Here is a 22,830-nt window from a genome sequence, read left to right as displayed (position 1 = left end):
CGAAGAGTCGCCGTCCGGGCCCACCTTCGCTTGAAACTCTTCGGTGGATCACTTTCGACTGAAGAGGGGTCACGTCGTTCGCGCATATCGCGGCCGGAGAACTCGCGAACCGGCTAAGTGAACTGCCAAGGGTGATTTCCCGAACGCGCACCGTATCGCGACTGGGAAGTTGTGGGAATCAGGAAAAAGAAGGGGCCCGAAACGGGAAAAATAAAAGACCCGCCTTCCCGGTGGGATGGCGGGTCTTCTACTGGAGCCAGATCAGCGCTCGATCTTGGTGACCGAACCGCCGGCGGCGGTGATCTTCTCCTGAGCGCTGCCGGTGAAGGCGTGAGCGGTGACGTCCAACTTGACGCCCTCCAGGTCCCCGTCGCCGAGGATCTTCACCAGCTCGTTCTTCTTGACCAGGCCCTTGGCGACGAGCTCGTCGAAACCGACGGTGCCGCCCTCGGGGAACGCCTGGACCAGCTTGCCGAGGTTCACACCCTGGTACTCGGTGCGGAAGCGGTTCTTGAAGCCCTTGAGCTTCGGGAGCCGCATGTGGATCGGCATCTGCCCACCCTCGAAACGAGGGGAGACGTTCTTGCGGGCCTTGGTGCCCTTGGTACCGCGGCCGGCGGTCTTGCCCTTGGAGCCCTCACCGCGGCCGACGCGGATCTTGTCGCGCTTGGCACCGGGGGCCGGACGCAGGTCGTGCAGTTTGATGACCATGTCAGTCGACCTCCTCGACCGTCACCAGGTGACGGACGGCATTGACCATGCCGCGCACGTTCGAGTCGTCCGGGCGAACCACGGACTGACGGATCTTGCGCAAACCGAGGCTGCGCATGGTGTCGCGCTGGTTCTGCTTGGTGCCGACCAGCCCGCGCACCTGAGTGATCTTGAGCTGTGCCATGACGATCAGACCCCCGTCCCGGCGGCACGCGCGCGCATGATGAACGCCGGAGCGACATCTTCCAGCGGCAGGCCACGGCGAGCCGCGACCTCCTCCGGACGCTGCAGCTGCTTGAGGGCGTCCACCGTGGCGTGCACGATGTTGATCGGGTTGTCCGAGCCCAGCGACTTGCTCAGCACGTCGTGGACACCGGCGCACTCGAGCACCGCGCGCACCGGGCCACCAGCGATGACACCGGTACCGGCGCTGGCCGGACGCAGCAGCACGATGCCCGCGGCGTCCTCGCCCTGCACCGGGTGCGTGATGGTGCCGCCCAGGCGCGGGACGCGGAAGAAGTTCTTCTTCGCCTCCTCGACGCCCTTGGCGATGGCCGCGGGAACTTCCTTGGCCTTGCCGTAGCCGACACCGACCATGCCGTCACCGTCGCCGACGACGACGAGAGCGGTGAAGCTGAAGCGCCGACCACCCTTGACGACCTTCGCGACGCGGTTGATGGTCACGACACGTTCGAACTGCGGGGTCTTCTCTTGGGCCGCCCCGCCACGGCCGCCGTCGCGGCGGTCCCGGCGGTCCTTGCCGCCGGACTCCCCGCCTTCACGCCGAGTGCGTCCAGGCATCAGGCGTCCCTTCCAGTCTCGTTCTTACGCACTTGTCAGAACTCCAGTCCGCCGTCACGGGCGGCGTCGGCCAGAGCGGCCACGCGACCGTGGTAGGCGTTGCCGCCGCGGTCGAACACGACCTTCTCGACACCGGCGTCCTTGGCACGGGCGGCGACGAGCTCGCCGACCTTGGTGGCCACGGCCTTCTTGTCGCCCTCGAAGCCGCGGAGCTCGGACTCCAGGCTCGTGGCCGACGCGAGGGTGTGCCCCTTGGTGTCGTCGATGACCTGCGCGGTGATGTTGCGCAGCGACCGGGTGACGACCAGACGCGGGCGCTCGGCGGTGCCCAGGATCTTCTTCCGGAGGCGCGTGTGACGCTTGGCGCGGGAGAGCCGACGCTTGGTCGAGATGTCCTTGCCAACCGGCTTGCGCTTGGTAGCTGTCTCGCTCATGGTCACTTACCCGTCTTTCCGACCTTGCGGCGGATGGTCTCACCCGCGTACCGGACACCCTTGCCCTTGTACGGGTCGGGCTTGCGCAGCTTTCGGATACGAGCCGCGATCTCGCCGACCAGCTGCTTGTCGATGCCCTTGACCGAAAGCTTGGTCGGGCCGTCGACCGCGAACTGGATGCCGTCCGGCGGCTCGATCACGATGGGGTGGCTGTAGCCGAGGGAGAACTCGAGGTTCGATCCCTTCTGCAGCACTCGGTAACCGACGCCCTGGATCTCCAGGTCCTTCTGGAAGCCCTGGCTCACGCCGATCACCATGTTGTTCACGAGAGTCCGGGTCAGCCCGTGCAGCGACCGGCTCTCCCGCTCGTCGTCGGGGCGCTTGACCAGCACCGCGCCGTCCTCGTCCTTCTCGACGACGATCGGCTCGCGGACCTGGTGGGCAAGCTCGCCCTTGGGGCCCTTCACGGTCACCGCCTGGCCGTCGATGCTCACCTCGACGCCGGAGGGGACGGTGATCGGCAGCTTTCCGATGCGCGACATAGCCGCTCCTCCTCCCTTACCAGACGTAGGCGAGGACTTCCCCGCCCACGCCCTTCTTCATGGCCTGCCGGTCGGTCACCAGACCGCCGGAGGTCGAGATGATGGCGACGCCCAGACCACCGAGAACCTTGGGCAGGTTCGTGGACTTGGCGTAGACCCGCAGACCGGGCTTGGAGACCCGGCGCAGGCCCGCGATGCTCCGCTCGCGGTTCGGGCCGTACTTCAGCTCGACGACGAGGTTCTTGTGAGTCTCCCCGTCCTCGACGCGGGAGCCGGCGACGTAGCCCTCCCGCTTGAGGATCTCGGCGATGTTCGCCTTCAGCTTGGAGTGCGGCATCACGACCTCGTCGTGGTATGCCGAGTTTCCGTTGCGCAGACGCGTCAGCATGTCTGCGATCGGATCGGTCATCGTCATGACCTGCTCAACCTTTCTCGTCTGGTTCCGATGACCCCGGACCGGTCACGCCCTTCGGGCGGACGTCTGGGCTCTGGCCTGGACGAAGTTCGGGGCCTCCCGCCACGGTGACGGGGCCCTGTTTAGTCGTGCACAAGCACGGCTCGCGTGCGGAGCGTGGGCATCAGCCCTGGTAGTGCCTGCTTCAGGGTAAGGGTCGCCGGTTCAGACCGGGCAACCGGGACCCTGAAGCAGGCGGATGCTCACCAGGAGGACTTGCTCACGCCGGGCAGCTCGCCCGCGTGCGCCATCTCGCGGAAGCAAACGCGGCACAGACCGAACTTGCGGAACACCGAACGCGGGCGACCGCACTTCTGGCAGCGCGTGTAGCCGCGAACCTTGAACTTCGGCTTCTGGGCCGCCTTGATAACCAGCGCCTTCTTCGCCATCGCTCAGTTCTCCTTGAACGGGAAGCCCAGGTGCTTCAGCAGCGCCCGGCCCTCGTCATCGTTGGTGGCAGTGGTAACGACGGTGATGTCCATACCCCGCGGGCGGTCGATGTTGTCCGGGTTGATCTCGTGGAACATCGACTGCTCGTTGAGGCCGAACGTGTAGTTGCCCCTGCCGTCGAACTGCTTCGGCGAGAGACCGCGGAAGTCACGGATGCGCGGCAGCGCGATGGTGACCAGGCGGTCCAGGAACTCCCACATGCGGTCGCCGCGCAGGGTCACCCGCGCGCCGATCGGCTGGCCCTCGCGCAGCTTGAACTGCGCGATGGACTTGCGGGCCCGACGGATCTCGGGCTTCTGGCCGGTGATCGCGGCGAGGTCGCGGACCGCGCCCTCGATCAGCTTGCTGTCCCGCGCGGCGTCGCCAACACCCATGTTGACCACGACCTTGACCGCGCCCGGCACCTGCATGACGTTGGAGTAGTTGAACTCCTCGTTCAGGGCCTGGCGGATCTCCTCGCGGTACCGGGTCTTGAGCCGGGGGACGATCTTCTCAGCAGTAGTCATGATCAGATGTCCTTACCGTTGCGGCGCGAGACGCGAACCTTCTTGCCGTCCTCGTCGATGCGGTGACCGACGCGGGTCGGCTTTCCGTCCGAGTCCACGACCATCACGTTGCTCACGTGGATCGGGGCTTCCTGGGTGACGATGCCGCCGGACTGCGCGCCACGCTCGGTCCGGGAGACCTTGGTGTGCTTCTTGATCCGGTTGACACCCTCGACCAGGACCCGCTGCTCCGCCGGCATGGCCTGGATGACCTTGCCCTTGGCGCCCTTGTCCTTACCGGAGATGACGACGACCGTGTCGCCCTTCTTGATCTTCATGATCACAGCACCTCCGGCGCGAGCGAGATGATCTTCATGAACTTCTTGTCGCGCAGCTCTCGGGCCACCGGCCCGAAGATGCGGGTACCCCGCGGCTCGCCACCCGGCTTGACCAGGACGGCGGCGTTCTCGTCGAACCGGATGTAGGAACCATCCGCGCGACGCTTTTCCTTCTTCTGCCGGACGATGACGGCCTTGACCACATCGCCCTTCTTGACTCCGGCACCGGGGATGGCTTCCTTGACGGTCGCCACGATGATGTCCCCGAGGCCCGCGTAGCGCCGGCCCGACCCACCGAGGACACGGATCGTGAGGATCTCCTTGGCCCCGGTGTTGTCGGCGACGCGAAGTCGCGACTCCTGCTGGATCACGTATGACTCCTGACCCTAAGTGCCCGAACCTTGTGCCCGGACACACTCTGGCGTGCCAAATTGCCGACCTGACACGCGCGGTCAACTACCACAAGCGAAACGGCCGGCCGCTGATCTTGCCGGCGACCGGCCGGTTCGCCGTGTCGTCTTGAGAACCCCTGCGCAGGGTGCACCTGACCCACTACGCAGGACTACCCAAAACTTTGTTGATTACTTGGCCTTCTCGACGACCTCGACCAGTCGCCAGCGCTTGCTGGCCGACAGCGGCCGGGTCTCCATCAGCAGCACCCGGTCGCCGATACCGGCGGTGTTGGCCTCGTCGTGCGCCTTGACCTTGGTGGTCTGACGCATGACCTTGCCGTAGAGGGCGTGCTTCTTGCGGTCTTCCAGGGAGACCACGATCGTCTTGTCCATCTTGTCCGAGACGACGTAGCCCTCGCGCACCTTCCGGCTGTTGCGCTCCACGCCCTGTCCTTTCTCACTCATGCCGCGCCCTCCTCAGCGCCTTCGGGGTTAACCGTCAGGCCCAGTTCGCGCTCGCGCATGATGGTGTAGATCCGGGCGATGTCCTGGCGGACGACGCGCAGCCGCCGGTTGTTCTGCAGCTGACCCGTGGCCATCTGGAACCGGAGGTTGAACAGCTCTTCCTTCGATTCCTTCAGCCGCTGCACGAGCTCCTCGTTGTTCAGCTCGCGGAGCTCGGATGCGGTGACACCCGCTGCCATCAGAAGTCACCACCCTCGCGGGACACGATCTTGCACTTCATCGGGAGCTTGTGCGCCGCACGAGTCAGCGCCTCGACCGCCGTCTTCTCGTTCGGGAAGGTCAGCTCGAACATGATGCGTCCGGGCTTGACGTTGGCGACCCAGGACTCCGGCGAACCCTTACCGGAACCCTGACGGGTTTCGGCCGGCTTCTTGGTCAGCGGGCGGTCCGGGAAGATGTTGATCCACACCTTGCCGCCACGCTTGACGTGCCGGGTGATGGCGATACGGGCCGACTCGATCTGACGGTTGGTCACGTAGCCGTGCTCGATCGCCTGAATGCCGTACTCGCCGAAACTGATCCGGGTGCCACCCTTGGCGAAGCCCTTACGCTTCGGCGCGTGGCTCTTGCGCCACTTCACCCTGCGTGGGACGAGCACGTCTCAGCCCTCCGTCTTCTCTTCAGCCGCAGCAGCCTGCGGCTGCTCGCCCGACTCGGCCGGCTTGTCGGCCTTGGCGGACTTGTCAGCTGCACCGCGCTCGCCGCCACGGTCCGCACCGCCCCGGCGACGGCCACCGCGGTCACCGCGGCCACCACGCTCGTTGCGGTCGTTGCCGCCGCCGCGCGGCGGACGAACCTCGGACTCCTGCTGCTTCTGCTTCAGGCCACCGACCAGCTCGCCCTTGTAGATCCACACCTTGACGCCGATGCGCCCGAAGGTGGTGCGGGCCTCGAAGAAGCCGTAGTCGATGTCCGCGCGCAGCGTGTGCAGCGGAACGCGACCCTCGCGGTAGAACTCCGAGCGCGACATCTCCGCGCCACCCAGACGACCGCCGCACTGCACCCGGATGCCCTTGACCTGCGGCGAGCGCATGGCCGACTGAATGGCCTTGCGCATCGCGCGCCGGAAGGACACGCGGTTGGACAGCTGCTCGGCCACACCCTGTGCGACCAGCTGGGCGTCCGCCTCGGGGTTCTTGACCTCGAGGATGTTGAGCTGAACCTGCTTACCGGTCAGCTTCTCCAGCGAACCGCGGATGCGGTCCGCCTCGGCACCGCGACGGCCGATGACGATGCCCGGCCGGGCGGTGTGGATGTCCACGCGGACGCGCTCACGGGTGCGCTCGATCTCCACCTTCGAGATCCCAGCGCGCTCCATCCCGCGAGACAGCTGCCGGCGGATCTTGACGTCTTCCGCGACGTACTCCGAGTACTGCTTGTCGGCGTACCAGCGAGACTTCCAGTCCGTGGTGATGCCGAGTCGGAAGCCGTGCGGGTTGATCTTCTGACCCACTACCGGGCACTCCCCTTCTGGCTCTTTCGGGACTTGGTCGCCGCAGGCCGAGATTCAACCTCGACCGTGATGTGGCTGGTCCGCTTCCGGATCCGGTACGCACGACCCTGCGCGCGCGGCCGGAACCGCTTCAACGTCGGACCCTCGTCCACGTACGCGTGGCGCACGACCAGCGTGTCGGGGTCGAGGGAAAGGTTGTTCTCCGCGTTGGCGATCGCACTGGCGAGCACCTTCGACACCGGACCGCTGGCGGTCTGCGGCGCGAACTGAAGCACGGCCAGGGCATCGCTGGCGCTCCGGCCCTTGATGAGCTCGACCACGCGTCGCGCCTTCATCGGCGACACGCGGACGAACCGGGCCCGCGCCACTGCGTGCGGGGCTTCCGCCGCAGTGGAGTCGGAACGGGCTGTCATCCTGCTACCCCTTGCTCTTACTCGTTCGTGTCACAGACCCGCTCAGCGGCGGCGCGACTTCCGGTCATCCTTGACGTGGCCCTTGAAAGTGCGGGTCGGGGCGAACTCGCCCAGCTTGTGACCCACCATCGCCTCGGTGACGAACACCGGGACGTGCTTGCGACCGTCGTGCACCGCGAAGGTGTGGCCCAGCATGTCCGGGATGATCGTGGACCGACGGGACCAGGTCTTGATCACGGTCTTCTTGCCCGACTCGTTAAGCGCGTCCACCTTCTTGAGCAGGTGGTCGTCCACGAACGGGCCCTTCTTCAGGCTGCGTGGCATGTTTGCTTACCTCCCTGCTCAGCGCTTCTTGCCGGTACGGCGGCGGCGGACGATGAGCTTGTCACTCGGCTTGCGGAGACGGGTACGACCCTCCGGCTTGCCGTTCGGGTTGACCGGGTGGCGACCACCGGAGGTCTTGCCCTCACCACCACCGTGCGGGTGGTCCACCGGGTTCATGACGACACCGCGGACGGTCGGGCGCTTGCCCTTCCACCGCATGCGGCCGGCCTTGCCCCAGTTGATGTTGGCGTGCTCCGAGTTGCCGACCTCGCCGACGGTGGCACGGCAGCGCGCGTCCACGTTGCGGATCTCGCCCGAGGGCATCCGCAGCTGGGCGTACGGCCCGTCCTTGGCCACCAGCTGCACCCGGGCACCGGCCGAGCGAGCGATCTTCGCGCCCTGACCGGGGCGGAGCTCGATCGCGTGGATCACGGTACCGGTGGGGATGTTGCGCAGCGGCAGGTTGTTACCCGGCTTGATGTCGGCCCGAGCGCCGCTCTCGATCGCGTCGCCCTGCTTCACACCGTTCGGCGCGATGATGTAGCGCTTCTCGCCGTCGGCGTAGTGCAGGAGAGCAATCCGAGCACTGCGGTTCGGGTCGTACTCGATGTGCGCGACCTTGGCCGGCACACCGTCCTTGTCGTTGCGGCGGAAGTCGATCAGGCGGTAGGCCCGCTTGTGACCGCCACCCTTGTGCCGCGTGGTGATCTTGCCCTGAGCGTTGCGGCCCGCCTTGCGGTTCAGCGGGACGATCAACGACTTCTCCGGCTCCGTCCGGGTGATCTCGGCGAAGTCGGACACGCTCGAGCCACGACGGCCAGGCGTCGTCGGCTTGTACTTGCGAATGCCCATTTCTAAAGCAACCTCGTCCTAATCAGCACCGTCAGGCGGCCGGACCGCCGAAGATCTCGATCGCCTTGCTCTCCGGCGTCAGGGTGACGATCGCCCGCTTGGTGTCCTTGCGCTTGCCGAACCCGGTGCGGGTGCGCTTGCGCTTGCCGTTGCGGTTGATCGTGTTGACGCTGGCGACCTTGACGTCGAAGATCTGCTCAATGGCGATCTTGATTTCGGTCTTGTTCGAGCGCGGGTCCACCAAGAAGGTGTACTGCGACTGCTCCAGCAGCCCGTAGCTCTTCTCGGAGATCACCGGCTTGAGGATGATGTCCCGGGGGTCGGCGCTCACTGCTCTGCCTCCTCAGCGGAAGAAGCGGCGGCCTTGACCGACCGGCCCTTGGCCGGGCCTGCGACGAAGCGGTCGTAGGCGGCCTTGGTGAACACCACGTCGTCGCTGTTGAGCACGTCGTAGGTGTTCAGCTGACCCGGGTCGATCAGGTGCACGTTCTCAAGGTTCCGCAGGCTCAGCCACGAGTTCTGCTCCTCGTGGCGGTCGAGCACGACCAGAACCTTCTTGGCCTCGGTCCAGTTCCGCAGCGCGGTCTTGGCCGACTTGGTGGACGGCTGCTCGCCGCCGACAACGCCGGTGACCACGTGCAGCTGGCCGGCGCGGACCCGGTCGGAGAGGGCACCGCGCAGGGCGGCGACCTTCATCTTCTTCGGGGTCCGCTGGGTGTAGTCCCGCGGCTGCGGGCCGTGGACGGTCCCACCACCGGTGAACTGGGGCGCGCGGATGGAGCCCTGACGGGCGTTACCGGTGCCCTTCTGCCGGTACGGCTTCTTGCCGCCGCCGGAGACCTGGCCGCGGGTCTTCGTGGCGTGCGTGCCCTGGCGAGCCGCGGCCAGCTGGGCCACGACGACCTGGTGCATCAGCGCCACGTTGGCCTGCGCGTCGAAAATCTCGGCCGGCAGCTCGACGGTGCCGTCGGTCTTGCCGTCCGGGGTACGGACGTCGAGCGTCAAGCTCATCACGCACCACCCTTCGCGGGGCTCTTAACCAGCACCAGGCCGCCCTTGGGGCCGGGCACGGCGCCCTTGATCAGCAGCAGGCCGTTGTCGCCCTCGACCTTGTGCACCTTCAGGTTCTGCGTGGTGACGCGGTTGGAACCCATCCGCCCCGCCATGCGCATGCCCTTGAAGACGCGACCGGGGGTCGCGCAACCGCCGATGGAACCCGGCTTGCGGTGCACGGCCTGAGCACCGTGGCTCATCGGCTGGCGGTGGAAGCCGTGCCGCTTGATCGTGCCCGCGAAGCCCTTGCCCTTGCTGGTGCCGACCACGTCGACCACTGCGCCGGCCTCGAAGAGGTCCGCGCCGATCTCCTGGCCGAGCTCGTACTCGCCGGCGTCGGCGGTGCGCAGCTCCACGACGTGGCGGCGCGGGGTGACACCGGCCTTGGTGAAGTGGCCGCTGCGCGGCTTGTTCACCCGGCGGGGGTCGATGGCGCCGAACGCCAGCTGCACGGCCGAGTAGCCGTCCTTCTCGGGGGTCCGGATCTGGGTGATCACGTTCGGCCCGGCCTGCACGACGGTCACCGGGATGACCCGGTTCTTCTCGTCGAAGACCTGGGTCATGCCGAGCTTCGTGCCCAGAATCCCCTTGATCTGCCTGTCAGACATTGGTCTCGTTCTCTCCGCTACCTCGTCGCCGTGCCTTACTGGATGTTCACGTCGACGCTGGCCGGCAGGTCGATGCGCATCAACGCGTCGACCGTCTTCGGCGTCGGTTCGAGGATGTCGATGAGCCGCTTGTGCGTCCGCATCTCGAAGTGCTCCCGCGAGTCCTTGTACTTGTGCGGGGAGCGGATGACGCAGTAGACGTTCTTCTCAGTGGGCAGCGGCACCGGCCCGACGACCCGAGCGCCGGTGCGCGTCACGGTCTCGACGATCTTGCGTGCGGACGCGTCGATCGCCTCGTGGTCGTAGGCCTTGAGCCGGATGCGGATCTTCTGTCCCGCCATGGTGGCTTGCCGTTCCTCTAGTCTCGTGCCGCGGTTAGGTACATGGGTGCAGGGCGCACCCATCGGTGCCCCTCACGGCCCTCAGCTTGGTGTCGTCCCCGATTACCGGGAGCCGTCACAGCTCTCAGTCCGCCCCTGTTCAGGTGTGTAGGTGCCCGGTACACGCGGTCGGGCGTGTCGCCCGGCTGTCGCAGACCGGTCCCCTCGAACGTCGCCGATGGGGTGGGCCCGGAGGCCCGTACACCTTTCTTGTGCCCTGCTCGGCCGACCGAGCGGCCGGGGGATCGGATTCCGAGGAGAACGGAGCCGAACACCGAACAAGGGCGTGAGGCCCTCGCACCAAGGCGGCCGGAGCTTCATCGCGGCTACCAGCACCGGAAGAACCGAGCGGAGGCCTGAAATTCCGGCCGCCCTGAACGAGCAACCCATATAGGATGGCACATCCTCTGCACCACCCCAAATCGGGGGTAGCTTTACGGGACCGAAGTCACCGCAAAACAAGAGAGGACCCGCTTCCCGAGCGGAAAGCGGGTCCTCGTCACATCACTTGGTGATCTTGGTGACGCGGCCGGCACCGACGGTGCGGCCACCCTCGCGGATCGCGAAGCGCAGACCCTCGTCCATCGCGATGGGCTGGATCAGCTGGACCGACATCTCGGTGTTGTCGCCCGGCATGACCATCTCGGTGCCCTCGGGCAGGGTCACAACGCCGGTGACGTCCGTGGTCCGGAAGTAGAACTGCGGACGGTAGTTGTTGAAGAACGGCGTGTGACGGCCACCCTCGTCCTTGGACAGGATGTAGACCTGAGCCTCGAACTCGGTGTGCGGGGTGGTGGTGCCCGGCTTCACGACGACCATGCCGCGCTCGACCTCTTCGCGCTTGATACCGCGAATCAGCAGACCGACGTTGTCGCCCGCCTGGCCCTCGTCGAGGAGCTTGCGGAACATCTCGACACCGGTGACGGTGGTCTTGAGCGGCTTCTCCTTGATGCCGACGAGCTCCACCTCCTCGTTCACCTTGATGACACCGCGCTCGATGCGGCCGGTGATCACGGTGCCGCGGCCGGTGATCGAGAAGACGTCCTCGACCGGCATCAGGAACGCCTTGTCGGTGTCACGCACCGGGTCCGGAACGTTCTCGTCGACGGCGGCCATCAGCTCGACGATCTTGTTGGCCCACTCCTCGTCGCCCTCCAGCGCCTTCAGCGCGGAAACGCGAACGACCGGCACGTCGTCGCCCGGGAACTCCTGGGACGACAGCAGCTCGCGGACCTCCATCTCGACGAGCTCGAGGATCTCCTCGTCGTCGACCATGTCGGACTTGTTCAGCGCGACCAGGATGTAGGGGACGCCGACCTGGCGAGCCAGCAGCACGTGCTCGCGGGTCTGCGGCATCGGGCCGTCGGTCGCGGCGACCACCAGGATCGCACCGTCCATCTGGGCGGCACCGGTGATCATGTTCTTCACGTAGTCAGCGTGACCCGGAGCGTCGACGTGAGCGTAGTGACGCTTCTCCGTCTGGTACTCCACGTGCGCGATCTGAATCGTGATGCCGCGCTCTTTTTCCTCCGGCGCCTTGTCGATCTCGTCGAACGGCGTGAAGGGGTTCAGCTCCGGGTACTTGTCGTGCAGAACCTTGGTGATGGCTGCGGTGAGCGTGGTCTTGCCGTGGTCAACGTGACCGATGGTCCCGATGTTGACGTGCGGCTTGTCCCTCTCGAACTTCGCCTTCGCCACTGGATTGTCCTCCTGGACTTGTTAACTTTCCGCCGTACGACTTGTTGTGCCAGGCGGAGTCCTGTCGGGTAGGTGACGAGCGGAGCGCTTCCGAATTGGTCGCGGCCCGCTCGCCGCCGTCTGGAGGGGATTGCTCCCCGGTCGCCTTCGCGAGGCGTCGCCTCTTGGCCGACCCCGGTCACCCGAGGCCGGCCAGCGGGTCACTCGCCCGTTGCCTTGGCGATGATCTCCTTAGCCACACCGGCCGGAACCTCGGCGTAGGAGTCGAACACCATCGAGTAGTTGGCACGACCCTGGGTCTTGGACCGCAGGTCGCCGACGTACCCGAACATCTCGGACAGCGGCACGAGAGCCTTGACGACGCGGGTACCGCTGCGCTCCTCCATGGCCTGGATGTGACCACGGCGGGAGTTCAGGTCGCCGATGACCTCGCCCATGTAGTCCTCGGGCGTGGTCACCTCGACCGCCATCATCGGTTCGAGCAGCGCCGGAGACGCCTTGGCGGCGGATTCCTTGAGCGCCATCGAACCGGCGACCTTGAAGGCCATTTCCGACGAGTCGACCTCGTGGTACTGGCCGTCGAGCAAGGTCACCTTCACGCCGACCAGCGGGTAGCCGGCCAGCACGCCGTACTGCATGGCGTCCTGCGCACCCTGGTCGACCGACGGGATGTACTCCCGCGGGATCCGACCGCCGGTGACCTTGTTGTCGAACTCGTAGGTCGCGCTGTCGGACGTCTGCTCGATCGGGTCGAGCCTGATGATCACACGCGCGAACTGACCGGAACCACCGGTCTGCTTCTTGTGCGTGTACTCGTACTTCTCGATCGTCTTGCGAATCGTCTCGCGGTAGGCCACCTGCGGCTTACCGATGTTCGCCTCGACCTTGAAGTCGGTCTTCATGCGGTTGACCAGCACCTCGAGGTGCAGCTCACCCATGCCCTTGATGATGGTCTGACCGGTCTCGTCGTCCAGCTTGACCTGGAACGTCGGGTCTTCCTCGGCGAGCTTCTGGATCGCCGTGGACAGCTTCTCCTGGTCGGCCTTCGTCTTGGGCTCGATGGCCACCTCGATGACCGGCGCCGGGAACGTCATCGACTCGAGGACGATCGGGTTCGCCGAGTCGCACAGCGTGTCACCGGTGGTGGTCTCCTTGAGGCCGATCACCGCGTAGATGTGACCCGCCTGGATCTCCTCGACCGGGTTCTCCTTGTTGGAGTGCATCTGGAACATCTTCCCGATGCGCTCCTTGCGGCCCTTGGTCGAGTTGATGACCTGGGCACCGGAAGCGGCCTTGCCGGAGTAGACCCGGACGTAGGTCAGCTTGCCGAAGAACGGGTGCACCGCGACCTTGGAGACCAGGGCGGCGAAGGGCTCTTCGGTGCTGGCCTTGCGCTCGGCCGGGGTCTCGCCGTCCTGCAGGGTTCCCTGCACCGGCGGGACGTCCAGCGGCGAGGGCAGGTAGTCGACGACCGCGTCGAGCATGGGCTGAACGCCCTTGTTCTTGAACGCGGTACCGCACAGCACCGGGAACGCCTCGCGCTCCAGGGTCAGCTTGCGGATGCCCTCCTTGATCTGCTGCTCGGTCAGCTCCTCGCCACCGAAGTAGGCCTCCATGAGGGCCTCATCGGTCTCGGCAACGGCCTCGACCAGCTTCTCCCGGTACTCGGCGGCCTTGTCGGCCAGCTCCGCCGGGATCTCCTCGACCGCGTAGTCGGTGCCCTTCTGGACCTCGCCGCGCCAGGTCAGAGCCTTCATCTGGACCAGGTCGATGACGCCCTGGAAGTCGGACTCGGCACCGATGGGCAGCTGCAGGACCAGCGGACGGGCGTTGAGCCGGTCCTCGATGGTGCCGACGGTGTAGTAGAAGTCCGCACCCAGCTTGTCCATCTTGTTGACGAAGCAGATGCGCGGAACCTCGTACTTGTCCGCCTGGCGCCAGACCTGCTCGGACTGGGGCTCGACACCTTCCTTGCCGTCGAACACCGCGACCGCGCCGTCGAGGACGCGCAACGAGCGCTCCACCTCGACGGTGAAGTCGACGTGGCCGGGGGTGTCGATGATGTTGATCTGGGTGTCGCCCCAGAAGGTGGTGGTAGCAGCCGAGGTGATCGTGATACCCCGCTTCTGCTCCTCCTCCATCCAGTCCATCGTCGCGGCGCCGTCGTGCACCTCGCCGATCTTGTACGTGATCCCGGTGTAGTACAGGATCCGCTCGGTCGTGGTGGTCTTGCCCGCATCGATGTGGGCCATGATGCCGATGTTGCGGACCTTGGTCAGGTCAGTCAGCACGTCGCGTGCCACGAGATTCTTCCCCGTTCCCTAACAGCAGGTGCAAGTCGCGGTGACAGGTGCAAAGCTGTCGAATCGGTTCGGCTGGCGGGCAAGACCCACCAGATTTCACCAGCGGTAGTGCGCGAAGGCCTTGTTGGACTCCGCCATCTTGTGCGTGTCTTCACGCTTCTTGACGCTCGCGCCGAGGCCGTTGCTCGCGTCCAGCAGCTCGTTCATCAGGCGCTCGACCATGGTCTTCTCGCGGCGCTGCCGGGAGTAGCTGACCAGCCAGCGCAGCGCGAGGGTGGTGGACCGGCCGGCCCGCACCTCGATCGGCACCTGGTAGGTCGCGCCACCCACGCGGCGGCTGCGGACCTCCAGGGTCGGCTTGACGTTGTCCAGGGCACGCTTGAGCGTGACGACCGGGTCGGTGCCGGTCTTCTCCCGGCAGCCTTCCAAGGCCGCGTACACGATCTTCTCGGCCAGCGAACGCTTGCCGTCCACGAGGACCTTGTTCACCAGCTGCGTGACCAGCGGCGAGCCGTACACGGGATCAGCGTGCAGCGGCCGCTTCGGGGCCGGACCCTTGCGGGGCATCAGCTCTTCTCCTTCTTCGCGCCGTAGCGGCTGCGAGCCTGCTTGCGGTTCTTCACACCCTGGGTGTCAGCGGAACCGCGGATGATCTTGTAGCGCACGCCGGGAAGGTCCTTCACACGGCCGCCACGAACGAGCACGATCGAGTGCTCCTGCAGGTTGTGGCCCTCACCCGGGATGTAGGCCGTGACCTCGATGCCGCTGGTCAGCTTGACACGAGCGACCTTGCGCAGGGCCGAGTTGGGCTTCTTCGGGGTGGTCGTGTACACGCGGGTGCACACGCCACGCCGCTGCGGGCTCCCCTTGAGCGCCGCGGTCTTGGTCTTGGCGACCTTGTCCTGGCGGCCCTTACGGACCAGCTGCTGGATGGTGGGCATGGACCGGCTTTCTGTCAGCGTTCGCGTCTTTTAGGTACTCGACCAAGCAGCCGCTCGTTCGAGCTTCGGCGTGCCCTGGGCGTCGAGCACCTGTCAGGCACTGTGTTTCGGGACTCCCCCGCACACGAGGTCGGGCGTGTCGCCCGCTCCTCGGCCCCCCGCAGCGCCTGTTTCGGCCGGAACCGAGAACGACCCCAGAGGGTTTTCGGAGGAGTTCCACACATCCTCGGCGCTGCCGCGGCCCTCCTCTCGAGGCGGCCACGTCATGCACGGGCATGCGGATCGACCCGATTGGCGTCGGGTCCGATAAACAAAGATACCCGCCCCGTTCTCAGAGGGTCAAAACGGGGGTCCCCTTGACCTGCTCGATCACCCGGCGCGGCCAGTGCGCCACAAATGAGGTGCGAGCTCGCGTCAACTTCTGCACGCCACTCTACCCCGCGTGACAAGACCCTCCCGCCAAGCGGGAACGGGGTGTCCACGCGGGACACCCCGTTCCAGGCGGTGGATCAGACCTCGGACAGCCAGCCCTCTTCGGCGAGGACCTTGACCGAGTTGGGCAGCACGTAGGCGGTGCCGCCGCCGACCTGACCGTGGTCGGGCCGGGCGATGCCGGTGATCGCCTCGAACGCCCGCACCACCCGGTAGCGGCGGTACGGACCCGGCTCGCGGCCCGGGGGCAGGCTCCGCTGCGGGATCGTGGTGCCCGCGACGAACGCCGTGTTGCCGGTCGGTTCGCCGAAGCGGTCGAGCTCGTCGCCCGGTTGCAGCACGACCACGAACTTCTGGTCGTAGGACGACAGCGGCGGCTCGTCGGCCATCTCCGGCCACGGGCACTCGAAGTCCTGCAGCGGCTCGTCCGGCTCGCGCAGGTAGCGCTCGCGCTCCACGGTCATCGCACCGATCAGGAAGAAACCCGCCGTCCACGGGTCCGGGAACCGGTGCTTGGGGTTCGGCCGGTCGTCGTGGGCCTCCACCGCCCACCAGCCGTCCGGCTCGGGGCGCATGCTCCAGCCACCGCCGACCGGCTCTTCGAAGCTGTAGAAGCGGCTGCTCACGCCCTGCGCTGCCAGGTGCGCGCCGACCGCGTTGAACGCCTCCGCCGGCTGCCGCGCCAGCAGCGAGGCCGGGTCGGCCGCCAGGATCAGCGCCTTGGCCTCCGCCGAGCGCACGTCGGCGACCGTGGTCGGCGCCTGGTAGCGGGCGCGGCGGATGTGGTCGAGGAACTCCGGCGGCGGAGCGATGTCGTGCTCTTCGAGGTAGTAGGCCATCGCCTGCGGCCACACCCACACGCCGTCGGTGTGGAACTGCTTGGGCACCTCGGGGCGGCGGTGCGGGTCGAGCTCGTCGGCGTCGGTGGACATCGCCGACAGCACGATCTCGCCCCCGTTGAGGTAGCTGAAGACCTCGCGCTTCTCGATCCACGGCACCGACGGGCGGAACACCTGCGGCCTGCCCTGCGCGTCGCGGCCGTCGAACAGCGGCAGCATCCGCAGCGGTCCGGTCGCGCCGTCCGGGTAGGTGACGGCGTCGACGAAGTAGTCCCAGGCCGGGGCTAGCAGCCACTGCTCGGGGCTGCGGCGCGGGTAGAAGCGCAGCTCGTCGAGGTGCGCGCGGCCGTCCTCCGGCGGGGTCCGCCACTGCGGTTCGCCGTAGGAGGTGCGCAGCTCGCCTCCGGAGAGCACCGCGGAGGTCCAGGCCCCGGTGTCCGGGGTGTAGCCGACGTCGCGGAGCCTGCGCAGCAGCTCGAAGACCTCGTCACCGGCGTCGGTCTCGTAGCGGGTCCCGAGGGCGGTGCAGCGGACCTCGGTGGACCCCGCCACCGCCCGCAGCTCCTGCAGCAGCCCCTCCAGCTGCGCGGAGCGGTCCGGGAAGGCGCCGAAAGCGGCCGGCGCCGGGAACGGCGGGTGAACCGGGAACGGGTCACCCTGCCTGACGTTGATCAACTGTCCCCCTCAGCGGTGTCGGTGTGCGCCACCCCGTCGAGGCGGCGGCGCGGCGCCGGCTTCGGCGACGGGAACCCGCCCGCCTCCGCGCCGACGGTGGCGGGTTCGGCCGACCACGGCGGTCGGACCGGGTAGCGCTCGTTCCAGTCATGATCGGACGGCGGGTCGATGGCGGCGCGACCTGGCTGGAACCCGCCGCGGCCGAACTCGGCGACGCAGTCCAGCGCCATCTGCTCGATGACGTCGCGCAGCTCCAGCTCGGCCAGCCAGTCCAGCGGCAGCGCGCCGACGCCCCGCAGCGCGCCGACGATGTTGCCGCAGATCGCGCCGGTGGAGTCGCTGTCGCCGTCGTGGTGCACGGCGATCTTGAGCGCCAGCTCCACGTCCTCACCGGCGACCAGCGCCGCGCACACCGCGATGGCCACGGCCTGCTCGCCGACCCAACCGCCGCCGAGGACCTCGGCGAGGCGCTCCGGCGTCGGCACGCCCTCGGCGGCCAGGTCCACGGCGGCCTTGATCGCGGCGGTGGTCTCGTCGTGGTCGTCCCAGGTCTCCAGCACCTGCAGCGCCAGCCACACGCCGTCGTCGAGGCTGCGGCCGAGCAGCGCCTGCTGCACGATCACCGCCAGCGCGCCCGCTGAGTGGTAGCCGGCCGGGTGGCTGTGGGTCAGCGCGGCGGTGCGCGCCGCGAGTTCGAACACCTCCGCGGGATCGGTGGAGGTCAGGGCGACCGGAGCGGCGCGCATCGCACCACCGCAGCCCTTGGAGTCGTTGACCTTCTCGGTCAGCGAACCGGCCGGGCGACCCTCGCCGAAGGCGGTCAGCGCCCGGAAGATCGTCTTGCCCGGCGCGCGGGTGCTGAACAGCCCCGGGACCTCGATGAGCCAGCCGTCGGGAACCGGGTTGTCGGCGAGGAACGCGCCCGCGGCCGCGTCCCACTCGACGCCCTGGGTGTGCAGCCAGCGCTGGTAGGCCAGCTGCACCTCGGGCAGCGGGTCCTCGGAGCCGAGGGTGCGCGCGGCGACGCTGCCCCGGACCAGGCCCTCGGCGGTGAACAGCGTCATCTGGGTGTCGTCGGTGATCGCCCCGTGCACGCCGTAGGCCTCGCGCAGGCCGCTGGGTCCGGTCTCGCCGAAGCGCTCGGTGATCTGCGCGGCGGTGCTGAACTCCAGATCCGCGCCGAGCGCGTCACCGAGGGCACCGCCGAGGAAGCAGCCCAGCACCCGCTCGGTCAGCGACGGCGCCGCGTCCCCTGGGCCTTCGCTCTTGGCGTGCACGCGTCGGCGACCGGGAGCCGGAAGGGCCTCGGTGACCTGCGGTTCTTCCGGTTCGGCCGGCTCGGCGACGGTCTCCTCCGCCTCGGTGGCGGTGTCGTCTTCGGGAGCAACGTCCTCGTCGGGAGCAACGTCCTCGTCGGGAGCAACGGCCTCGTCGGACGCGACCTCTTCCGGCTCTTCCTCGACGATGTCCTCGGGTTCTGCCTCGACGTCGTCCTCGGGTTCGTCGGCTTCGCCCGCCGGGTCCGCAGTGGACTCGTCCAGGTCCTCGTCCGGCTCCGGGGTGAGGGACGGCAGGGCCGCGACCGCGGGCATCACGTCGGGTTCCGGGGTCAGGTCGATCGGCGCCGGTTCGGGTTCGGCGTCGGCGAAGCGGAGTTCCGGGTCGGAGTCGCGGGTGAAGCGCGCGTCCGGCTCCGGCTCGTTGTCGTCGCGCTCCCTGACCGCGATCAGGTCGAAGGGCGAGCCGATGCCGCTCACGTCGACCACGGTCACGTCGTCGGGTTCGGGTTCGCCGGAGTCCTGAACGGCCTCGACGACCTGCGTCGTTTCGGCCTCCGACTCCGGTTCGGGCTCGAGGTCGGACTCGGGTTCGGACGCAGACCCGAGGTCGGACTCAGGCCCGAAGTAGGGCTCGGGTTCGGGTTCGAGGTCGACCCGGGGCGTTTCCGGCACCGGTGCGGGTTCTTCGACCTCGGGCTCGGGTTCTTCCACCTCGCCCGGGTCGAGGTCGATCGGCGTGCGGGGACGCGGCTCGAGGTCGACGGGGGCCCGCTCGGGTTCCGGGTCGGATCCGATCGCGGCGAACACGGCGGTGGTCTCGGTCTCGGCCTCCGGCTCGGGTTCGGACTGCTTCACCGGCGCCGGGAAGGTCGGGGCGCCGATCTGCGTCTCGAAGCGCGGAACCTCCTGCGGTGCAGGCGGTTCCGGCGCGGCCGGCGGCTCGGGGACGGGCGGCTGCGCGGCAGCCTGTTCCGGGGCGGGGGCCTGTTCCGGGGTGGGGACCTGCGGCGGGGGCGAGTCGGCCTTGATCGCCGGCATCACCATCGTCTGCTCCGCCGATCCCTCAACGGTTTTCGCGGGTCCGGAGGAGATCTGCCGCGGGCCGGTCTGGGGCGCCCGGGTGTAGCGCTGCGCCCACTGCGGCGGTGGCGGCGGGGCGAAGGCCTCGGTCGCGTCACCGCACAGGGTCTCGATGACCTGCCGGAGCTCGAGCTCGTCCAGCCACTGAGCAGGAATCCCGGCGGGCCCGTGGATGGCGCCCGCGAGCTGCCCGGCGAGCGCACCGGTGACGGCGCTGTCCGCGGAGTTGTTGACCGCGACGTGGACCGCGTCGGCGAAGGTGCGGGTGCTGCCGACGGCGGCGAGCGCGATCCCGAGCTCACCGGGCTTGTCGGTCACGTCGAACTCGATGTCGATGTCCAGCGGACCGGGGGTTCCGCCGCGCTGGCCGACGAACATGGCCGCGTGCACGGTCCGCCGCACGTCGGCGGGCACGCCGGGAACGCGGTAGGCGGCGTTGAGCCTGCGCTGGTCGGAGTGGGTGACGGCGTCCCACAGCGGCAGGCCGCGGATGAGCTGCGCGAGCACGTCGGCGTGCAGTCCGGCGGCGGCGATGGAGTTGGCGCCGGAGGTGTACAGGTTCGCGATGCTGGCGCCCGCCGAGTACACGCCTTCGGGCACGTTGGACCACACCATCGCGGGCGCGGCCAGCACCGGGTGGTCGGCGGAACCGTCGGCTTCCACCGGCGGGTGCAGCCGGCCGTCGGGACCGAGCGGGGATCGCGCGGCCATGCGGCCGAGCAGTCCGAGGGCGTTGCCGGCCGGGTTGCGGGTGGAGTACAGCTCGCGGCGTTCCAGCAGCCAGCTCGTGGGCGCGGGTTCGGTCGCCACGAACGCCGACATCGCGTACTCCCACGGCACGCCTTGGGTGTGCAGCCAGCGCAGGTGGTTGGCGAAGACGAACTCGGTGGGTAACCCGGTGCAGCCCTCGGCCTTGGCGCGCAGCAGGCCTTCGAGGGTGAACACGGTCAGCTGCGTCAGGTCGGTGACGGCTCCGCGCCGCCCGTAGACGGGGAGGTAGTCGACGACGCCGCGCGGCCCGAACCACTGCTGTATCTCGGCGGTCGTGGTGTGCCGCACCCCGGCACCGAGGGCATCGCCCACGGCGCCGCCGAGCAGCGCACCACGGAAACGATCGGCCCAGCTCAACTGTCCTTGCGGGTCGGTCATCGCCTTCTCCTCAATGCTCACCAGGCGGGGTAGCGCTGCGCCCAGCCCGGATCGGTCGGCGGCCCGGGGCTGAACTCCGCCAGCGCGTCCTTGGCCGCGGTTTCGACCAGTCCGCGCAGTTCGAGGGTCTCCAGCCAGTCCGCGGGGATGGCCCGAGTCCCGTAGACCGCCCCGCCAATGTTGCCGCACACCATCCCGGTGGAGTCCGAGTCCCCCGAGTGGTTCACCGAAAGAAGCAGTGCATCACGCAGGTCGTCGGTGGCCAGCACCGCGTACAGCCCGATCGCGAGGGCCTCTTCGCCGACCCAGCCACCACCCAGCTCCTGCGCGATCTCCTCAGGTGGCACGGGCCCGCGCTCGGCCAGCGCGACGGCCTTGTCGAGAACCCGCAACTGCTCCTCGTGCTCCCGCCAGCGAGTCAGCAGCTCCCGCGCCAACCGAACCGAATCGCGCAGCGGCACCTCGCGGATCAACTGGTGCACGATCACCGCCAGCACACCCGCGGACAGGAACCCGCTGGGGTGGCTGTGGGTCAACGCCGCGGTCCCCGCGGCCGCGTAGAACACCTCCGCGGGATCGTTCGACCACACCGCCACCGGCGCAGCCCGCATGACACCGCCGCACCCCTTGGAGTCGTTGATCCGGTGCTGCGGAGTAGCCGAAACCCCGGTCTGCGCGAAGTTCGACAAGGCCGACATGCAGGTGCTGCCCGGCGCCCGCGAGGCGAACAGCTCCCAGTTGGTGATCAACCACCCGTCCGGCCGCTGCAGGTGCTGCGCGTAAGGCCCGCCGGCAGTGCGCCACTCCGGCCCCTGCGTGTGGAACCAGCGCTGATACGCGTGCTGCACCTCGGGAACGGGATCGTTGTCGGTCGGCTTCATCCGCCGCGCCACGTGCGCCCGGATCAACCCCTCCAACGTGAACAGCATCATCTGCGTGTCATCGGAGATCTGAGCGACCCCATCGCGAAGCACCGGTTCGGTGAGCCCGTTTCCGCCGTGACGGTGACGAATCATCCCGATGTCGTCGAACTCGATCGCATATCCCAGCGCATCCCCCATCGCCCCACCGAGCATCGACCCCAGGAACCGCTCGTGGGCATCGATCGGCGAGGCTGGGAACGGGGGCGCTGCGCTCGATGAGCTGTCAAGGATGAGCGGGTACCGCTGATTCCACTCGTCGTCGTCCCGGGGGAAGTCCTCGAGCTGCTCAGGAACGTCCTGGGCGAGCCGGAAGACCAACTTCGCCGACGTCGACAGTCCCTCGGCCCAATGCGGCGGAATCACGTCGAGACCTTCGAAGCTCGCGCCCATGATCGCTCCGGCCAGTGCTCCGGTCACCACGCTGTTGCCGGAGTGGTTGACCGCGATCCGCATCACTTCGTCGAAACCTGTCCCCGCAGATTGCACCGCACACGCGGCGATCGCCAGCGCCGAAGCCGGTGTGGACCCGTCGCCGAGAGTCTCGATCTGCTCGGGCGTGATGCCAGGTCGCGCCAAGGATTCCGCGGTCCGCATGAGGTGCAGCACCTCCTCGCGGCCGGGGCCGAACTCGTCGGCGTCGACCTCGACGACCTGACCGAAACCGCGGACGAAATTCTTGGTCATCACGGTTTGCTGCAGGATCACCGCGAGAGCCTGCGCTGCGGCAACCGACTCAGCCGGCATCCCGAGCACAGCGCACAACCGCTCGGCGTGCGCGATGACCTCTCGACTGCGCAACGACCACACACCTGCGGGAATGGCGGCGTAGAGAAACTCGAGCATGCTCACAGGCCGCCCGGAAAGGCCTGCCGCGACTGCGTCAACTGCTCGGGAACCGGACAACCGCTGCGGAAGGTGCTTGCCCAACCAGCCGGACCTCTGTGGCACCGCACCGGAACCCGACGTCCACAGCGCATAGGTACCGCGCAGCTCGGCAACGGGATCCAGACCACGAACCAGCGCGCGGTCGAACCTGATCCGAGCGTCCAGCGACAGCGCCAGCACCACCAGGCCGTCCGACAACTCGTCACTCTCGGCGTCCGGCTCCAACGAGGTCACACCCGCCTCGCCGAACCGCTCCCGGATCTCCGGCCAACGCGAGGAAGCCACCCGGTGCCCCAGCGCGTCACCGATCATCGCCCCGACCACCGAACCGAGGAACCGCTGCGCGCGCTCAGAAGCGAGACCTTCGCCCAGCACGGTCCGCCTGACCGGCATGTTCGCGGTCCTGTCCC

Annotated in this window: 28 protein-coding genes; all 28 read right to left on the bottom strand. The window is 67.9% G+C overall.

The window, feature by feature from the left end; all coding sequences use genetic code 11:
* Positions 1 to 261: 261 nt before the first annotated feature.
* Positions 262 to 711, bottom strand: a complete 450-nt coding sequence (rplO, locus tag R4I43_RS15180) for a 50S ribosomal protein L15 (RefSeq protein WP_324266258.1) — start codon at positions 709 to 711, stop codon at positions 262 to 264.
* 1 nt (position 712) lies between these two features.
* The gene (gene rpmD, locus R4I43_RS15175) at positions 713 to 895 is read right to left on the bottom strand and encodes a 50S ribosomal protein L30 (RefSeq protein ID WP_093414171.1); all 183 of its coding nucleotides are present in this window, start codon (positions 893 to 895) and stop codon (positions 713 to 715) included.
* Positions 896 to 900: 5 nt separating this feature from the next.
* Entirely contained in the window at positions 901 to 1,512 is a 612-nt protein-coding gene (rpsE, locus tag R4I43_RS15170; protein WP_324266257.1) for a 30S ribosomal protein S5, read from the bottom strand.
* Positions 1,513 to 1,547: 35 nt separating this feature from the next.
* Positions 1,548 to 1,946: a 50S ribosomal protein L18 gene (gene rplR / locus R4I43_RS15165; RefSeq protein WP_324266256.1), complete on the bottom strand. Its 399-nt coding sequence runs from the start codon at positions 1,944 to 1,946 to the stop codon at positions 1,548 to 1,550.
* Positions 1,947 to 1,948: 2 nt separating this feature from the next.
* A complete protein-coding gene (gene rplF, locus R4I43_RS15160) occupies positions 1,949 to 2,488 on the bottom strand; it encodes a 50S ribosomal protein L6 (protein WP_324266255.1) in 540 nt (179 codons plus the stop codon).
* A 16-nt stretch (positions 2,489 to 2,504) separates the two neighbouring features.
* A complete protein-coding gene (rpsH, locus tag R4I43_RS15155) occupies positions 2,505 to 2,903 on the bottom strand; it encodes a 30S ribosomal protein S8 (protein WP_132624380.1) in 399 nt (132 codons plus the stop codon).
* Positions 2,904 to 3,145: 242 nt separating this feature from the next.
* Positions 3,146 to 3,331 carry a type Z 30S ribosomal protein S14 gene (locus R4I43_RS15150; RefSeq protein WP_132624378.1) on the bottom strand — a complete coding sequence of 62 codons (186 nt, stop codon included), beginning with the start codon at positions 3,329 to 3,331 and terminating at the stop codon, positions 3,146 to 3,148.
* Positions 3,332 to 3,334: 3 nt separating this feature from the next.
* A complete protein-coding gene (gene rplE, locus R4I43_RS15145) occupies positions 3,335 to 3,898 on the bottom strand; it encodes a 50S ribosomal protein L5 (protein ID WP_324266254.1) in 564 nt (187 codons plus the stop codon).
* A 2-nt stretch (positions 3,899 to 3,900) separates the two neighbouring features.
* A complete protein-coding gene (gene rplX / locus R4I43_RS15140; protein WP_132673941.1) occupies positions 3,901 to 4,215 on the bottom strand; it encodes a 50S ribosomal protein L24 in 315 nt (104 codons plus the stop codon).
* Positions 4,216 to 4,217: 2 nt separating this feature from the next.
* Complete coding sequence (gene rplN / locus R4I43_RS15135) at positions 4,218 to 4,586, bottom strand: 50S ribosomal protein L14 (RefSeq protein WP_010315405.1); 369 nt, start codon at positions 4,584 to 4,586, stop codon at positions 4,218 to 4,220.
* Positions 4,587 to 4,796: 210 nt separating this feature from the next.
* Entirely contained in the window at positions 4,797 to 5,072 is a 276-nt protein-coding gene (gene rpsQ, locus R4I43_RS15130) for a 30S ribosomal protein S17 (RefSeq protein WP_324266253.1), read from the bottom strand.
* On the bottom strand, positions 5,069 to 5,311 hold the full coding sequence (gene rpmC / locus R4I43_RS15125; RefSeq protein ID WP_093414185.1) for a 50S ribosomal protein L29: 243 nt from the start codon (positions 5,309 to 5,311) through the stop codon (positions 5,069 to 5,071). Before rpmC ends, rpsQ begins: the two co-directional genes overlap by 4 nt.
* The gene (rplP, locus tag R4I43_RS15120; protein ID WP_132624366.1) at positions 5,311 to 5,730 is read right to left on the bottom strand and encodes a 50S ribosomal protein L16; all 420 of its coding nucleotides are present in this window, start codon (positions 5,728 to 5,730) and stop codon (positions 5,311 to 5,313) included. The genes rpmC and rplP overlap by 1 nt, the downstream gene beginning before the upstream one ends.
* Before the next feature lie 3 nt (positions 5,731 to 5,733).
* Complete coding sequence (gene rpsC / locus R4I43_RS15115; RefSeq protein ID WP_324266252.1) at positions 5,734 to 6,585, bottom strand: 30S ribosomal protein S3; 852 nt, start codon at positions 6,583 to 6,585, stop codon at positions 5,734 to 5,736.
* Complete coding sequence (rplV, locus tag R4I43_RS15110; RefSeq protein ID WP_281455384.1) at positions 6,585 to 6,998, bottom strand: 50S ribosomal protein L22; 414 nt, start codon at positions 6,996 to 6,998, stop codon at positions 6,585 to 6,587. The genes rpsC and rplV overlap by 1 nt, the downstream gene beginning before the upstream one ends.
* Before the next feature lie 42 nt (positions 6,999 to 7,040).
* Positions 7,041 to 7,322 carry a 30S ribosomal protein S19 gene (gene rpsS / locus R4I43_RS15105; protein WP_093414191.1) on the bottom strand — a complete coding sequence of 94 codons (282 nt, stop codon included), beginning with the start codon at positions 7,320 to 7,322 and terminating at the stop codon, positions 7,041 to 7,043.
* 18 nt (positions 7,323 to 7,340) lie between these two features.
* A complete protein-coding gene (rplB, locus tag R4I43_RS15100; RefSeq protein WP_093414192.1) occupies positions 7,341 to 8,174 on the bottom strand; it encodes a 50S ribosomal protein L2 in 834 nt (277 codons plus the stop codon).
* A gap of 31 nt (positions 8,175 to 8,205) precedes the next feature.
* Entirely contained in the window at positions 8,206 to 8,505 is a 300-nt protein-coding gene (gene rplW, locus R4I43_RS15095) for a 50S ribosomal protein L23 (RefSeq protein WP_093414194.1), read from the bottom strand.
* On the bottom strand, positions 8,502 to 9,185 hold the full coding sequence (rplD, locus tag R4I43_RS15090; protein ID WP_324266251.1) for a 50S ribosomal protein L4: 684 nt from the start codon (positions 9,183 to 9,185) through the stop codon (positions 8,502 to 8,504). The genes rplW and rplD overlap by 4 nt, the downstream gene beginning before the upstream one ends.
* Complete coding sequence (gene rplC, locus R4I43_RS15085) at positions 9,185 to 9,835, bottom strand: 50S ribosomal protein L3 (protein ID WP_324266250.1); 651 nt, start codon at positions 9,833 to 9,835, stop codon at positions 9,185 to 9,187. The genes rplD and rplC overlap by 1 nt, the downstream gene beginning before the upstream one ends.
* A 35-nt stretch (positions 9,836 to 9,870) precedes the next feature.
* Positions 9,871 to 10,176 carry a 30S ribosomal protein S10 gene (gene rpsJ / locus R4I43_RS15080; protein ID WP_009948626.1) on the bottom strand — a complete coding sequence of 102 codons (306 nt, stop codon included), beginning with the start codon at positions 10,174 to 10,176 and terminating at the stop codon, positions 9,871 to 9,873.
* 543 nt (positions 10,177 to 10,719) lie between these two features.
* Positions 10,720 to 11,913, bottom strand: coding sequence for an elongation factor Tu (gene tuf / locus R4I43_RS15075; RefSeq protein ID WP_324266249.1), 1,194 nt, complete (start codon positions 11,911 to 11,913; stop codon positions 10,720 to 10,722).
* Between the two features lie 200 nt (positions 11,914 to 12,113).
* Positions 12,114 to 14,216, bottom strand: coding sequence for an elongation factor G (gene fusA, locus R4I43_RS15070; protein ID WP_324266248.1), 2,103 nt, complete (start codon positions 14,214 to 14,216; stop codon positions 12,114 to 12,116).
* 96 nt (positions 14,217 to 14,312) lie between these two features.
* Complete coding sequence (rpsG, locus tag R4I43_RS15065) at positions 14,313 to 14,783, bottom strand: 30S ribosomal protein S7 (protein WP_324266247.1); 471 nt, start codon at positions 14,781 to 14,783, stop codon at positions 14,313 to 14,315.
* Complete coding sequence (gene rpsL, locus R4I43_RS15060) at positions 14,783 to 15,157, bottom strand: 30S ribosomal protein S12 (protein ID WP_009948619.1); 375 nt, start codon at positions 15,155 to 15,157, stop codon at positions 14,783 to 14,785. Before rpsL ends, rpsG begins: the two co-directional genes overlap by 1 nt.
* Positions 15,158 to 15,666: 509 nt before the next feature.
* Positions 15,667 to 17,103, bottom strand: coding sequence for a TNT domain-containing protein (locus R4I43_RS15055; RefSeq protein WP_324266246.1), 1,437 nt, complete (start codon positions 17,101 to 17,103; stop codon positions 15,667 to 15,669).
* The gene (locus R4I43_RS15050) at positions 17,100 to 20,612 is read right to left on the bottom strand and encodes an ADP-ribosylglycohydrolase family protein (protein WP_324266245.1); all 3,513 of its coding nucleotides are present in this window, start codon (positions 20,610 to 20,612) and stop codon (positions 17,100 to 17,102) included. The genes R4I43_RS15055 and R4I43_RS15050 overlap by 4 nt, the downstream gene beginning before the upstream one ends.
* A gap of 17 nt (positions 20,613 to 20,629) precedes the next feature.
* Complete coding sequence (locus tag R4I43_RS15045) at positions 20,630 to 22,813, bottom strand: ADP-ribosylglycohydrolase family protein (RefSeq protein WP_324266244.1); 2,184 nt, start codon at positions 22,811 to 22,813, stop codon at positions 20,630 to 20,632.
* Positions 22,814 to 22,830 lie beyond the last annotated feature (17 nt).

Source organism: Saccharopolyspora mangrovi, assembly GCF_035320975.1.
Taxonomy (GTDB): domain Bacteria; phylum Actinomycetota; class Actinomycetes; order Mycobacteriales; family Pseudonocardiaceae; genus Saccharopolyspora; species Saccharopolyspora mangrovi.
This window is presented reverse-complemented; position numbering and strand designations above follow the sequence as displayed.